Source organism: Rhodobacter sp. NSM (assembly GCF_052244495.1).
Taxonomy (GTDB): Bacteria; Pseudomonadota; Alphaproteobacteria; order Rhodobacterales; family Rhodobacteraceae; genus Cereibacter_A.
This window is the reverse complement of record NZ_JBQPXH010000007.1, coordinates 161,205-173,729: the sequence shown is the minus strand read 5'-3', so window position 1 is coordinate 173,729 and position 12,525 is coordinate 161,205. Positions and strand designations below refer to the sequence as shown.

Here is a 12,525-nt window from a genome sequence, read left to right as displayed (position 1 = left end):
TCACCACGGCGCACGGGGCGGTGCGACACGCGCGCCGTCCGGCAGGCGTTGCGCCTGCGCACTGGCAACCTCGGCGGCGAAGGCCACCGCATCCGCCTCGACCGCACGGTAGTCGCGCAGGTAGCGGCGGGCGAACTCCACCACGCCCCAGTCCCGGTACTGGCCGACGTGGCGCAATTCATGCGCCCAGAGCGGCACGTTGGCTAGGGCCTCTCCCTCGTCGGCAAAGACCACCACCTCGCCAAGCGTGATGGCCGAGGCATTGCCGTGCAGGATCGCGTTGCGCTGGAGGGAGAACTCTCCGCCGCCGCCCACCCTCCAGCGCACCATCTCGAGATCGATGGCCGGAACCTGCCCCTCGAGCCGCAGCCGGACCGCTTCGGGGATGGCGGCCGTTCCCTCGGACAACGCCTGCCGCCGCGACTCCTCGATGGCGGTGGCGAGCATGGCGACCGCCTGCTGCTCGCCGACGAGCGCCAGCGCATGGGCGAAGGCGCCGGCATCGGCCAGCGGATCCGCCATGGGACCTTCTGCCGGAGAAGTGGAGGGGGCCAGAAAAAGCAGGAGGACCAGCGGAACGGCGGCACGCATCATGTCTTCTCCGGCTCGTTCTTCGGCGGTTCCACCGGCCGACTGTCCGGCGGCATCACCTGCCTGTCAATGCAGCACCAGAACGACGGCCGGAAGCTGCCGCCGCCGCCTGCCGCTGCATTGTGCCGCAGATGCACAGTCAAATGCTGCGAGAGCAAAAGTTTCGCTTTGAAAGCGGCAAACACACGAATATTGCGCATCGGGTAAACCGAGGAGGAGTTCATGGTTCCAGTACACGAGAAGATCCTGGCCGACCCGCGCTTCACGCAGCTGGTCGCCCGCCGCAATCGCTTCGCCATCACGCTCTCGATCATCGTGCTGGCCGTCTATGTCAGCTTCGTCGCCGTGGCGGTCCTGCGCCCCGGGCTGTTCTCCATGCCTGTCTTCGGCACGTCCGCATGGTGCGTGGGCCTTGTCGGGGGCTTCTGCATCCAGGCCTTCGCCTTCGTGATGACGGGGATCTACACTGCCCGCGCCAATGGCCAGTTCGACCGGCTCGCGCGCGAGGCCATCCGGGGGAGCGCCGCATGATTCGCGTCTTCTTCCTGTCGGCCGCCGCGCTGGTGGCCATCGCCGGAACCGGCCTTGCCGCGGGCGGCGCCATCGAGGGCGAGGTGACCAAGAGCTCGATCAACGTCATCGCCATCGCCATGTTCCTGTTTTTCGTGGCGGCAACGCTCGTGCTGACGGCCTGGGCGGCGCGGCGCACGAAATCCGCATCCGACTTCTACACTGCCGGCGGCGGCATCACGGGCTTCCAGAACGGGCTGGCCATCGCGGGCGACTACATGTCGGCGGCGGCCTTCCTCGGCGTTTCCGGCATGGTCTTCGGCAAGGGCGTCGATGGCGTCTTCTACACCGTCGGCTGGACGGTCGGGTGGCCGCTGATCCTCTTCATGATCGCCGAGCGGCTCCGAAACCTCGGCCGCTTCACCTTCGCCGACGTTGCCTCGTTCCGGCTCGAGCAGACCCGCATCCGCACGCTCTCGGCCTTCGGCGCCCTGACCGTCGTGATCTTCTACCTGATCGCGCAGATGGTGGGGGCAGGCAAGCTCATCCAGCTGCTCTTCGGGCTCGACTATGCCTATGCCGTGATCCTCGTGGGCGTGCTGATGATGCTCTACGTGACCTTCGGGGGCATGCTTGCCACGACCTGGGTGCAGATCGTGAAGGCCGTCCTGCTGCTTTCGGGCTGCACGGTCCTCGTCCTGCTGGGGCTCAGCCACTTCGGCTTCTCGCCCGAGGCGATGATGCAGGCGGCGGTCGACAACCACGCCGCCCACGACGCGATCCTCGCCCCGTCGAGCTCGATCTCGGACCCGATCACCGCCATCTCGCTTGCACTGGCGCTGATGTGCGGGCCGGCGGGCCTTCCGCACATCCTGATGCGGTTCTTCACGGTTCCGGATGCGAAGGAGGCGCGCAAGTCGGTCTTCTTCGCCACAGGCTTCATCGGCTACTTCTTCGTGCTGGCGGTCACCATCGGCTTCCTCGCGATCACGCTGGTGGGGACGAACCCGGACTATCTCGACGCGACCGGCGCCCTCATCGGCGGCGGCAACATGGCGGCGATCCACCTCTCGGGCGAGGTCGGAGGCGATGTCTTCCTCGGCTTCATCTCGGCGGTTGCCTTCGCGACGATCCTCGCCGTGGTCTCCGGTCTCGCGCTCTCGGGGGCATCGGCGGTGAGCCATGACCTCTATGCCCGCGTCATCAAGAAGGGGGCGGCCTCGGACAAGACCGAGATGATGGTCTCTCGCGCGGCAACTCTCGTGCTGGGCGTGCTCGCCATCGCGCTCGGCCTCGTGTTCGAGAACCAGAACATCGCCTTCATGGTGAGCCTCGCCTTCGGCCTCGCGGCCTCGGTGAACTTCCCGGTCCTGTTCCTCTCGATCTTCTGGAAGGACATGACCACGCGCGGTGCGTTCATCGGCGGGCTCATGGGCCTGGTGTCGGCAGTGGCCTGCGTGGTGCTCGGCCCGACCGTCTGGGTGAAGGTGCTGGGCTTCGAGACGGCGATCTTTCCCTACGAGCAATATGCGCTCTTCTCGATGACGGCCGCCTTTGGGGGGATCTGGTTCTTCTCGGTCACCGACCGGTCCGCCCGGGCGCGCATCGACCGGGCGGGCTATCCCGCGCAGTTCGTGCGGTCCGAGACCGGCCTCGGCGCGGCGGGTGCGCTCGCCCACTGAGATCCGCCACGATGCAGAAAGGGGCGCGGCCGGGACACCGGCCGCGCCCCTGGTCGTTTCACCGGCGTCAGAGCTCGAAGTCGTCGAAGCCGCCTTCGTCGAAGCCCGGATCCTCGGCGGCGTCAGGCTCGCCCGCCTCGGCTTCGCCGGCGAACATGCCGCCGATCGCGTTGGCCAGCATCATGCCGCCCGCCACGCCCATTGCGGTCTGTGCGGCCCCCGCGAGGAATCCGCCACCACCACCTGCCTGAGGGGGCGGGGCCATCGGCCGCCGCGGCGCGGGAGGCGCCGAGGGACCGCCGAAGAGCTTGCCGAAGAAGCCGCCCTGCTGGGCGCTTCCGTCCCGGACCTGCGCCTCGAGCTGTTCGATCCGGGCCTGGGCCTGCTCAAGTGCCTGTTCCTGCACGACGATGGTCTGCGCCATGTAATAGGGTGCGCCCGGCTGCCCGGTGATCCGCTTCGCGATGAAGGCATCCGCCTCCGCGTCGCGCTCCGGTGCCGTCTGCTCGACGGTCGCAAGCTTCTGGAACAGCCCTTCGATGGCCTGGCGGTCGTTGTTGTCCATGGGATCCTCTGAACTGGTAAGGCCTTACTCGCGCTCACCCGTGAGCGAGAGCAGGAGCTGGAAGATGTTGATGAAGTTGAGGTAGAGAGACAGTGCCCCCATCACTGCCAGTTTCTGCGACGTTTCGGCATCGTGGTGCTCGGCATATTGCAGCTTGATCGCCTGCGTGTCCCAGGCGGTGAGCCCGACGAAGACCAGGATGCCGATGATCGAGATCGCGAACTGCAGCGCGGACGAGCCGAGGAAGAGGTTGATGACGCTCGCGATGATGACGCCGATCAGGCCCATCATCAGGAAGCTGCCGAAGCGGCTCAGGTCGCGCTTGGTCGTGTAGCCGTAGAGGCTCATCCCGGCGAACATCGCCGCCGCCCCGAAGAAGGCGCGCGCGATCGAGGTTCCGGTGAAGACGAGGAAGATCGACGCGAGCGACAGGCCCATCACGCCGCAGAAGGCCCAGAAGAGCGTCTGGGCTGTGCCCGCCGAGATCGCCTCGATCCGGAAGGACAGGAAGAGGACGAAGGCCAGCGGCGCCAGCATCACGACCCATTTCAGCGGGGTCGAGAAGATCGGGACGTAGATGGCGGGCGTTGCCGCGACGAGGACGGCCACAAGGCCCGTCAGCGCGAGGCCGAGGCCCATGTAGTTGTAGATGCGCAGCATGTGCGCGCGCAGGCCATCGTCGTAGACGGCGCCTGAGCGCGCGAAGCCGGCGCTGCGGCCTTGGGGGGCGGGATTCATGGATGGGATCTCCGTCACTGGTGGAAGTTGCGGTCAGTAGAGCGTGCGCGAGAGGCCCTCGGCGGCCTCGCGCAGCGCGTCGGGCGGGGCGGCCTCGGCCACGAGGACATGGGCCACCTCGCCGATCTGGAACCAGGCGACCTCGAGCCCGCGCGCCCGCATCTCGTCTGGAAGTGCCACCCGGAAGCTGCCGGGGCGCACCGCGAAGAGCGAAAGCTGCCCGAGGTGGGGCGTCTCCAGCGCCATCTCGACGCTGGGACCCTGGGGCGAGGGAAAGATCTGCACGTCCCGCACCCGCCAGTCTTCCGGCAGGCCGGGCAGCAGGATGCCGGTTCTGGCACGGATCTCGGCCTCGTCGGGCCTGGGCACTGCGGGCTGCGACAGCATCGAGAGCCGGAGCCTGCCGGCCTCGTGCGCCTCGAGCGCCGTCTGGATGAATTCCGGTGGCGGCTCGGAGGCCACCACATGCGGCACGCGCAGCGGCCCGAGGCCCGCGACGCCTGCGCCTATCATGCCGCCAAGCACGAGGACGGCCGCCATCGGCGCCAGCCGCACGAGAATCCGATCCAACCCCAGCCCGCGCGCGAGGCGCCGTGCGGCGGCCCGCGTCTCGGGCGCCTCGTGCGGCAGCGGGTCCGCGAAGGCCAGCCGCAGCTCGTCGCGCGTCTGAAGGTCCGCCATGATCCGCGCCGCGGCCTCGGGATCGGCCGCGAGATGCCGCTCCACCGCCACGCGGCGCCAGGGGTCGAGCTGGTCATCGACATAGGCCACGAGGTCGAGCTCGCTCACCGGGTCATGCATCGTCCGCATCGCGTCCTCCCACCACCCGAAGCGGCTGGCGCGCCGCTTCTCCGTTCTCGAAGGCGCGCAGCGCGGCACGCGCCCGGCCGATCCGCGACATGAGCGTTCCCGGCGGCACGCCGAGCACCCCGGCGGCTTCGGCGTAGGAAAGGCCCTCGATCGCCACGAGGTGCAGCGCCGCCCGCTGCTCCTCGGGCAGACGCGCGAAGGCCTCGCGGATCTGCGCGAGCCGCACGGCGCTCTCCTGCGGGGCCGGGTGCGCCGCAGGCGCAGCCTCCATCGCAGCCGCCTCGCGCCGCTCGCGCGCACGCCTGCTGCGCAGCGCGTCGATGAAGAGGTTGTGCAGGATCGACATCAGCCAGACCCTGAGTCCCTTGCCGCGCCGGAAGCTCGCCCGCCGTTCGTGGGCGCGCAGGAGCGCCTCCTGCACGAGATCCTCCGCCTCCGCCTCGTCGCGCGTCAGCGACCGGGCGTAACGCCGGAGCGGGGTCAATTCGGCCAGGATCTCGTCGGTCTCGCGCATCTTGACCCATATACGGAGCCGTGCCGCTCCTTCATCCCGTCCGCGCGAAAAAAACTTGAGGCGTCTAGCCGGGCGGCAGGCAGGTCGAGGTGACGGCCACCGGCAGAAGCGTCCAGATCGTGGCCAAGATCGCGACGATGCCGAGGAGGAGGCTCGTCCGGCGCACGAAGCCGGAGGGCGCACCGAAGCGACGCGACCGGAGGCCGAGGAAGAGGGCGACCTGAAGTGCGAACGCTGCAAGGGCCGCCGCGATCAGGGCGGGGCGGCCGCCTGGCCAGCCGCCCGCACAGATCAGGCCGTGCAGCCCGTAGACCGCGCTGAAGCCCGCGAGCCAGAGGGTGAGCGGCAGGGCGATGCGGAGGATGGCGCTCATGCCAGAAGACCCGGCAGCAGGGCCGCGGCCACGCCGACGAGACCCGACAGGGCGGCCCAGTCCGTCCAGAGCCGCAGGATGCGCAGCGGCGCGATCCGGCGGGCCGAAAGCTGCCCGCGGGCCTGCTGCGCCATGGTGAACAGGGCCATGCCGCAGCCGAGGAGGGCGTGGAAGAGGACATAGCCGCCGATCACCCAGACCGTCGCGTCATAGGCGTGGCGCTGCGGCTCGGGCAGGGCGGAGAGGAGGAGCGCCGCCGCCCCCGCAAGCGACGCGAGGGCGAGCGCGGTTCCCGCCAATGCCACCAGCGGAGATCCCCCGCGCCCGAGCGAACGGGCGGCAAGACGGACGAGGATCGGCGCCAGGGCCGCGCCGGCCAGCAGAAGCCCGCCCTGCAGCGCCGAGGGTTGCAGCCACTCCGGCGGCGGCCAGTTCGGCGCTACGGTCCAGAGGAAGGCATAGCCGAACATGAGCGAGCCGAAGAGCGTCGCGTCGGCGAGAAGCAGGAAGAGCGATCCCCACCATCCCGGCGTATCGGGCACCTCCCGCGGCAGGCTCTCGCCCCGACCCACCGGCAGAAGCCCCTCGTCCCGGTCTGTCCCGAGGCTCCAGACCCAGCGGCAGGCCAGCGCCGCGACGCCCGCCAGCGCAAGCGGCACCAGCCAGTAGGTCTTGAGGAGCATGCCGAGGAAGAAGAGCCCGGTGACGAGCGCGAGCTGGAAGGGCAGGGCGCTGTTGCCCGGATAGACCACGAGAGCCGCGGGCCGGCCGCTCGCCGGCTCGACCATCAGCGTCTCGCGCCGCTGGGCACGCGGCTCGCCGAGGTAGAACTCGCCCCGCGCGATCCGGACGCCGATGTGCGGGTCGTCGTGCAGCGGGTTGCGGCCCGTCACCTCGGGCAGGCTCGCGAAGTTGTAGGCCGGCGCCGGCGTGGGCATGGCCCATTCGAGGGTCCCCGCGCGCCACGGATTGCGGCCGCCCCGCACCGCCACGAAGGTGTTCATCGCGACGTCGAGGATGACCAGCCCGAAGCCGAACGCCATGACGAAGCCGCCGATCGACGAGACGAGGTTGATGGCCTCCCATCCCTGGCCGGGATCGTAGGTCTCGGTCCGCCGCCGCTGGCCGAGCAGGCCCAGCCAGTGGACCGCGAGGAACGTCGCGTGGAAACCCAGCGTGATGAGCCAGAAGGCCGCGTCACCCACCTGGAAGAAGCGCTTCCGCCCGGTGACATGCGGCAGCCAGTAGTAGAGCGCGGCCAGCATCGGAAAGACGAAGCCGCCGACGAGGACGTAATGCAGGTGGGCCACGATGAAATGCGTGTCGTGCACCTGCCAGTCGAAGGGCACCACCGCGACCATGACCCCGGTCAACCCGCCGATCACGAAGGTCGCGAAGAAGGCGAGGATCCACATCATCGGCAGCCGCAGCTCGGGCGTGCCGCGCCAGAGCGTGCCGATCCAGGCGAAGATCTGCACCGCCGTCGGCACCGCGACCAGCGTCGAGGCCGCCGAGAAGAGCGCGAGCCCCATGTGCGGGATGCCGGTGGTGAACATGTGGTGGACCCAGAGCCCGAAGCTCAGCACCGCAAGCGAGATCGCCGCCGCCACCACCCAGCGGTAGCCCAGAAGCTCCGTGCGGGCCATCACCGGCAGGATGGTCGAGATGGCCCCGGCCGCGGGCAGGAAGATGATGTAGACCTCGGGGTGGCCGAAGAGCCAGAAGAGATGCTGCCAGAGCAGGCTGTCACCGCCCTCGGCCACCTGGAAGAAGGGCAGGCCGAAGGCGCGCTCGAGTTCCAGAAGGATCGAACCGAGGATCAGCGGCGGAAAGCCCGTGAGGATCATCGTGGCCGTGACCAGCGCATACCAGGCGTAGATCGGCATCCGGTCGAGCGACATGCCGGGCGCGCGGAAGCGCAGCACCGTCACCACGATCTCGACCGCGGCCGCGATGGCCGAGATCTCGACGAAGGTGATGCCGAGCAGCCAGAAATCCGCGTTGATCCCCGGCGAGCCGAGGGTGGAGGCGAGTGGCGGATACATGAACCAGCCGCTGTCCGGCGCAATGCCCGCCAGCAGCGCGAAGATCAGCATCGACCCGCCGAGGGCGTAGCACCAGAAGCCGTAGGCCGAGAGCCGCGGGTAGGCGAGGTCACGCGAGCCCAGCATCTTCGGCAGGAGGTAGAGCGTCAGCCCCTCGAACATCGGGATGGCGAACAGGAACATCATGATGGTCCCGTGCATCGTGAAGAGCTGCGCATAGGTCTCGGCGCCGACGAAGGCCGAGCGCGGGCTGGCGAGCTGCGCGCGGATCAGCATGGCAAGAAGGCCGCCGATCAGGAAGAAGACGACCGAGGCGCCAAGGAACATCCGGCCGAGATCGGTGTGGTTCACGGTGGTGAACCAGCCGCGCCAGCCGGGCTCGGAGGCCCAGATCCGCGAGAGGATGCGGTGTCGGCGCAGCGCGGTCATGGAGCTCCTTCCTCGACAAAGGCTTTCCATCCGGCGGCATCGAGCGCTCGGACGGTGAATCCGTGGGAGCGGTAGCCGGGACCGCTGTATTCGGCGCTGACGCCGGCATAGTCTCCGGGGCGGTGCGCCTCGATGCGCAGGACGTTCACATGTCCGGGGATGGCGTCCATCTTGCCGGCCAGTCGCGGCACCCAGAAGCTGTGGATCACGTCGGCGCTGGTGATCTCGACATCGACCGGCCGCCCGGCCGGAATATGGAGGATGTCGCGCGTGACGAGGCCGGGGAGGTCGGCATGGCCGAACCGCCATTCCCATTGCCGGGCCTCGGCGCTGACCGTCACCCGTCCGGGGTGGTCACGCGGCAGGAGGCTCTCGCCCACTGCAAGGCCATAGGCCAGCAGCGCCGCCAGCACCACAAGCGGGAAGCCGAGCCCCATGCCCTGCAGCCAGAGGCGCTCGCCTCCGCCTCCGGGCCGCTTTCGCATGGCAAGCGCCAGAAGGACGGCCACGAGAAGGAAGATGAGGGTGGCGCCCGCGAGCATGACCCACCAGAGCGCCGCGATCGCCTCGGCCGCGGGGCCGGCCGGATGGATCGCCGAGAGATCTTCCGCGCAACCCGAGAGCAGGATTGGCGTTGAGGGAAGCAGCCAGCGCAGGAGGGACGGATGCCGGAGAAGCAGGTGCAGACGCAGGACGAGACGCTGATCGACCCGATCAGCTCGAGCCCGACCTTCGAGCAGACCGAGAGCCGGATCGCGATCTGGGGCCATCCGGCCCATGCGATGACGGTGGCCTTCCCGGTGGCACTCACCTTCTGCACCTTCGGGGCGGACCTGCTCTACTGGCTGTCGGGCGACGGATTCTGGGCGCGTGCGGCGCTCTGGGCGGCCGGCACCGCCTTCCTCTTCGGGCTCGCGGCGGGGGTGACGGGGACGACCGAGCTTCTGATGGTGCCGGGCATCCGCGCTCGCGCGGCGGCCTGGACCCACTTCGTGATCGCCGTGGCCCTGTTGTCCGTGCTGGGCGCCAACTGGGGCTACCGGCTCCTCGGCTACGAGGAGGTGGTGCTGCCCTACGGCATCCTGCTCTCGGGCTTCGGCGTGATCATGGTCTCGGCGGCGGGCTGGCATGGCGGCAAGCTCGTGTTCGATTATCGGCTGGGGACGTCGAAGGGGAGCTGAATGTCCAGCGGCTCCTCGAGCCAGCCGGGCAACGGCAGCGACCCGAGGTCGGGCTTCGAGAGCACGAGCACGAGGATCCCGAGCATCGGCACCAGCAGCAGGAGCAGCGGCCCCCGCGCGGGCGGGGGGTGATGCGTCCCCTCCGTCTCGGCGACGGTGACGAGCGTGTGGCCGACCCAGGCGTGGAAGGCGACGAGAAGCGCCACGAAGACGAGCTTGGCGAACATCCAGGGGGCGAAGACCTCGCGCAGGAAGATCAGCAGCGTGCCGGAGACGATGGCCAGAACCGCCGCGGGGGTCACAACCAGCGTATAGCCGTAGTGGGTGGCGCGGCGAATGCGGGCGTAGTCCGCCTGGCCGACAGCCTCGTCGTGTCGGCTCAGCATGAGCGGCAGGGCGAAGAGCCCGCTGCACCAGATGACGAGCATCGCGATGTGAAGGGCCTTGACGTGCGGGACGACCGGGTCGAGCAGGTCCATCATCACGAAATGGTCCGGAGCTTCGGCCGTTCTTCGCGCCCGGGGAGCGGCCGCGAGCGGTCAGCCCGGTTCATGTATTGCGTCATCCAGCCTCCTGCCGCGCCGTTGATGACGCGCCGCAGGAGCAACGATGACGGAGGGTGGCGGTTCCTGCCTGGAGGATCAGGCGGTCTTCTGGCCGGAGGATGTCCGGGCGCTGAGCGCCGCGAGCCGCAGCGGATCCATCGGCTTGCCAAGGAGAAAGCCCTGAAAGGCCTTGCATCCCATCCCGAGCAGCACATCGCGTTCGGCCTGACGCTCCACGCCCTCGGCGGTCACCTTGATCCCCATCGCACGGCCGAGATCGACGATCGCGCGCACGATCTGGTCGGTTCCGTCGCCGCTGCCAAGGCGGCAGACGAAGGACCGGTCGATCTTGATCGTGTCGATCTGGTAATCCCGGACGTAGCGGAGGAGCGACTGTCCCGTGGCGAAGTCGTCGAGCGCGATGGAAATGCCGGCGGAGCGGATCTGCTCGAGATTCTGGCGGGTCGTTGGTTCGGCGTCGAGCGTGAACTTCTCAGTGATCTCCAGTTCGAGGCGATGACCCGGCAGGCCGTGCGCGGCGAGGATGGACAGCACGTCGCTCGCGAAACCCTCGCGCCGGAGCTGGATCGGAGAGACGTTCACCGAGATCTTCGCGAGGCCCGAGGTGGTTGCGAGGATGCAGGCCTGTTCGAGCACGTATCGGCCGATGGGATCGATCAGTCCGGTCTCTTCGGCGATGCCGATGAAGCTGTCCGGCATCATCAAGCCATTCGTCGGATGATTCCACCGTACAAGGGCCTCGGCAGCGACCAGCCGGTTATCGGCATCGAAGATCGGCTGGTAGAGCACGTGGAACTGGCCGCCGTCGGCGATGGCGGTGCGAAGGTCGCGCTCGAGATCGTGGCGGCGGCGGAACATGTCGTCAAGCTCGGGCGTCGCGATGCAGAAGCGGTTGCGCCCATCGGCCTTCGCCCGGTAGAGCGCGGCGTCGGCGCTGCGCATGAGCGCCTCCATCCCGCCCTCGTGCGCGGCGGCCCTTGCCGCACCGATGCTTGCGCTGACCTGCACCTGACCGGTCGTCAGGTCGCAGGGCGCGGACAGCAGGTGCACAAGTCCGCTGCAATAGCGCGCCAGCGCCTCGTCGCCGCCCATCCCGATAAGGATCACCGCGAACTCGTCGCCGCCGAGCCGCGCGATGGTATCCGTCTCGCGCACGTGCGAACGAAGTCGCGCCGCGATCTGCCGGATCAGTTCGTCGCCGGCGGAATGGCCCATCGTGTCGTTGACCGTCTTGAAGCGGTCCAGGTCGAGGCAGAGCAAGGCTACCGGCGGACCTCCCCGCTTCTCGGTCATGAGCGCCTGGCGCAGCCGGTCCTCGAACAGCGTGCGGTTGGGAATTCCGGTAAGCTGGTCGTGCAGCGCGAGGTGGCGGGCTTCTTCCTCGCTCTCGTGAAGCCGCCGCGAGGATGACCAGAGGCTGCGCAGCAACCAGGTAAGAAGCGTCGCGCCGAAGAGCGCGAAGAGGCTGACCACGGGCAACATCTGTTCCACGATCCGGTGACCGGGCCAGTCGGCCCGCCAGACGAACCACGCGATCGGCTTCCCGGCCTCGTCGCGCACGGGAACCGACAGGCGATCGTCCGGGCCCGGTTCGAGCGCGAAGGCGGCGCTGTCGAACTCATAGGTCTCGGCGAGGCGCGCGGCCATGTCGACATCCGCGAACTGTATCGCGACATGCAGATACTCCGTTCCGGCAGCCTGGGTGATCGCGTCCGTATCGGGAACGATGGGAACGGCGCTCACGAGGGCGGGCCTGCCGTGCAGCAGGACGAAACGGGCGATGGAGAGCTCTTCGATATCCGGCGTGGAGTTGGCAGGATCAGTGGTCGCGGTCCGCATCTCCGCCCGCATCTCGGCCACGAGTTCTTCGACCGGACGGGGCAGGGGCATCCTCGGCTCGGGTCTCCCGGTCACCCCCTCGCGCACGACATGCGTCGGCTGGTTGTCCGGATCCACGACGTAGGTCTCGTCATGGCCATACTGCTCGTGCATCCACGCGCCAAGATTGCTTGCCATCCAGTTCTGATTGCCGGCGCGCACGTTCAGAACCGAGTCGTCCCAGATGGTCGAGATCTGCTGCTGCTCGACGATGTCGCTCGCCTCTTCCTCGAGCGCACGGGCGGCATAGCGGAGTTGTCGCGCCTCGGAATCCTCATCCACGGCGCGGATGGCCGTGAAGCCGAGGAAGACCACCGAGGCCGTTGCGATCAGGCAGCACAGAAGGATCGCCGCGACGAGCTTTGCCGAAAACGAAACGGATCCGCGGGACTTGTCCATCCTCACCCTTTCGCGGCTACCGGTCAGACCCGCGCCTGACGTCCTCAGCCTGATGCCGTTGCACTTCGCCCCTGGCGAATGGCACGGTCGGCGAAAGGCAAAACAGGCCCATCCAAACGGAAGACGTCAATCCTCTTCCGCGATTCGGCCGAATATCTCAAGAACGTGCGCGTCACACATCCAAAAGATTTTACAACTGTTCAGTCGGCTTCAAGGTGCTGCTGATGTCATTGGCGGACCTCGC

General features: G+C 68.4%; 14 protein-coding genes. 3 read left to right on the top strand and 11 right to left on the bottom strand.

All coding sequences use genetic code 11. The features are described 5' to 3' along the window. Both ACTVZP_RS15040 and ACTVZP_RS15035 read right to left on the bottom strand, forming a co-directional pair. On the bottom strand, positions 1-522 hold the full coding sequence (locus tag ACTVZP_RS15040; RefSeq protein ID WP_443212974.1) for an eCIS core domain-containing protein: 522 nt from the start codon (positions 520-522) through the stop codon (positions 1-3). A 68-nt stretch (positions 523-590) separates the two neighbouring features. Continuing rightward, positions 591-791, bottom strand: a complete 201-nt coding sequence (locus ACTVZP_RS15035; RefSeq protein ID WP_443212973.1) for a hypothetical protein — start codon at positions 789-791, stop codon at positions 591-593. 22 nt (positions 792-813) lie between these two features. On the opposite strand from ACTVZP_RS15035, the gene ACTVZP_RS15030 reads away from it, so the two are divergent. Continuing rightward, positions 814-1,122 (top strand): DUF485 domain-containing protein, encoded by a 309-nt coding sequence (locus ACTVZP_RS15030; protein WP_443212972.1) that lies wholly within the window; start codon positions 814-816, stop codon positions 1,120-1,122. Then, positions 1,119-2,783, top strand: coding sequence for a cation acetate symporter (locus ACTVZP_RS15025; RefSeq protein ID WP_443212971.1), 1,665 nt, complete (start codon positions 1,119-1,121; stop codon positions 2,781-2,783). The genes ACTVZP_RS15030 and ACTVZP_RS15025 overlap by 4 nt, the downstream gene beginning before the upstream one ends. A gap of 67 nt (positions 2,784-2,850) precedes the next feature. Here ACTVZP_RS15025 and ACTVZP_RS15020 read toward each other — a convergent pair whose 3' ends face one another. The 7 genes from ACTVZP_RS15020 to ACTVZP_RS14990 form a co-directional block, all read right to left on the bottom strand. Continuing rightward, positions 2,851-3,348, bottom strand: coding sequence for a DUF2076 domain-containing protein (locus ACTVZP_RS15020; RefSeq protein WP_443212970.1), 498 nt, complete (start codon positions 3,346-3,348; stop codon positions 2,851-2,853). 24 nt (positions 3,349-3,372) lie between these two features. After that, the gene (locus ACTVZP_RS15015; protein WP_443212969.1) at positions 3,373-4,086 is read right to left on the bottom strand and encodes a Bax inhibitor-1/YccA family protein; all 714 of its coding nucleotides are present in this window, start codon (positions 4,084-4,086) and stop codon (positions 3,373-3,375) included. A 33-nt stretch (positions 4,087-4,119) separates the two neighbouring features. Next, on the bottom strand, positions 4,120-4,896 hold the full coding sequence (locus tag ACTVZP_RS15010) for an anti-sigma factor family protein (protein WP_443212968.1): 777 nt from the start codon (positions 4,894-4,896) through the stop codon (positions 4,120-4,122). After that, the gene (locus ACTVZP_RS15005; protein WP_443212967.1) at positions 4,880-5,410 is read right to left on the bottom strand and encodes a sigma-70 family RNA polymerase sigma factor; all 531 of its coding nucleotides are present in this window, start codon (positions 5,408-5,410) and stop codon (positions 4,880-4,882) included. The genes ACTVZP_RS15010 and ACTVZP_RS15005 overlap by 17 nt, the downstream gene beginning before the upstream one ends. A gap of 64 nt (positions 5,411-5,474) precedes the next feature. After that, positions 5,475-5,783: a hypothetical protein gene (locus ACTVZP_RS15000; RefSeq protein WP_443212966.1), complete on the bottom strand. Its 309-nt coding sequence runs from the start codon at positions 5,781-5,783 to the stop codon at positions 5,475-5,477. Then, positions 5,780-8,257: a cytochrome c oxidase subunit I gene (gene ctaD / locus ACTVZP_RS14995; protein WP_443212965.1), complete on the bottom strand. Its 2,478-nt coding sequence runs from the start codon at positions 8,255-8,257 to the stop codon at positions 5,780-5,782. The genes ACTVZP_RS15000 and ctaD overlap by 4 nt, the downstream gene beginning before the upstream one ends. Beyond that, positions 8,254-8,799 carry a cytochrome c oxidase subunit II gene (locus ACTVZP_RS14990; protein WP_443212964.1) on the bottom strand — a complete coding sequence of 182 codons (546 nt, stop codon included), beginning with the start codon at positions 8,797-8,799 and terminating at the stop codon, positions 8,254-8,256. Before ACTVZP_RS14990 ends, ctaD begins: the two co-directional genes overlap by 4 nt. A 123-nt stretch (positions 8,800-8,922) precedes the next feature. Here ACTVZP_RS14990 and ACTVZP_RS14985 point away from each other — a divergent pair, with 123 nt between their 5' ends. Then, positions 8,923-9,438 (top strand): DUF2231 domain-containing protein, encoded by a 516-nt coding sequence (locus tag ACTVZP_RS14985; RefSeq protein ID WP_443212963.1) that lies wholly within the window; start codon positions 8,923-8,925, stop codon positions 9,436-9,438. Here the strand turns inward: ACTVZP_RS14985 and ACTVZP_RS14980 are convergent. Then, positions 9,408-9,920 (bottom strand): CopD family protein, encoded by a 513-nt coding sequence (locus ACTVZP_RS14980; protein ID WP_443213003.1) that lies wholly within the window; start codon positions 9,918-9,920, stop codon positions 9,408-9,410. The two genes, ACTVZP_RS14985 and ACTVZP_RS14980, sit on opposite strands and share 31 nt — an antisense overlap. A 159-nt stretch (positions 9,921-10,079) precedes the next feature. Beyond that, the gene (locus tag ACTVZP_RS14975; protein WP_443212962.1) at positions 10,080-12,281 is read right to left on the bottom strand and encodes a putative bifunctional diguanylate cyclase/phosphodiesterase; all 2,202 of its coding nucleotides are present in this window, start codon (positions 12,279-12,281) and stop codon (positions 10,080-10,082) included. Positions 12,282-12,525: the final 244 nt, after the last annotated feature.

Bases quoted from the DNA above. Each gene is read 5' to 3' on its own strand.
- ACTVZP_RS14990 (WP_443212964.1), bottom strand. From the start codon at position 8,799: ATGCTCGCGGGCGCCACCCTCATCTTCCTTCTCGTGGCCGTCCTTCTG.
- ACTVZP_RS15030 (WP_443212972.1), top strand. From the start codon at position 814: ATGGTTCCAGTACACGAGAAGATCCTGGCCGACCCGCGCTTCACGCAG.
- ACTVZP_RS15020 (WP_443212970.1), bottom strand. From the start codon at position 3,348: ATGGACAACAACGACCGCCAGGCCATCGAAGGGCTGTTCCAGAAGCTT.
- ACTVZP_RS15015 (WP_443212969.1), bottom strand. From the start codon at position 4,086: ATGAATCCCGCCCCCCAAGGCCGCAGCGCCGGCTTCGCGCGCTCAGGC.
- ACTVZP_RS15035 (WP_443212973.1), bottom strand. From the start codon at position 791: ATGCGCAATATTCGTGTGTTTGCCGCTTTCAAAGCGAAACTTTTGCTC.
- ctaD (WP_443212965.1), bottom strand. From the start codon at position 8,257: ATGACCGCGCTGCGCCGACACCGCATCCTCTCGCGGATCTGGGCCTCC.
- ACTVZP_RS15010 (WP_443212968.1), bottom strand. From the start codon at position 4,896: ATGCGGACGATGCATGACCCGGTGAGCGAGCTCGACCTCGTGGCCTAT.
- ACTVZP_RS15040 (WP_443212974.1), bottom strand. From the start codon at position 522: ATGGCGGATCCGCTGGCCGATGCCGGCGCCTTCGCCCATGCGCTGGCG.
- ACTVZP_RS14980 (WP_443213003.1), bottom strand. From the start codon at position 9,920: ATGATGGACCTGCTCGACCCGGTCGTCCCGCACGTCAAGGCCCTTCAC.
- ACTVZP_RS14985 (WP_443212963.1), top strand. From the start codon at position 8,923: ATGCCGGAGAAGCAGGTGCAGACGCAGGACGAGACGCTGATCGACCCG.
- ACTVZP_RS15000 (WP_443212966.1), bottom strand. From the start codon at position 5,783: ATGAGCGCCATCCTCCGCATCGCCCTGCCGCTCACCCTCTGGCTCGCG.
- ACTVZP_RS15025 (WP_443212971.1), top strand. From the start codon at position 1,119: ATGATTCGCGTCTTCTTCCTGTCGGCCGCCGCGCTGGTGGCCATCGCC.
- ACTVZP_RS14975 (WP_443212962.1), bottom strand. From the start codon at position 12,281: ATGGACAAGTCCCGCGGATCCGTTTCGTTTTCGGCAAAGCTCGTCGCG.
- ACTVZP_RS15005 (WP_443212967.1), bottom strand. From the start codon at position 5,410: ATGCGCGAGACCGACGAGATCCTGGCCGAATTGACCCCGCTCCGGCGT.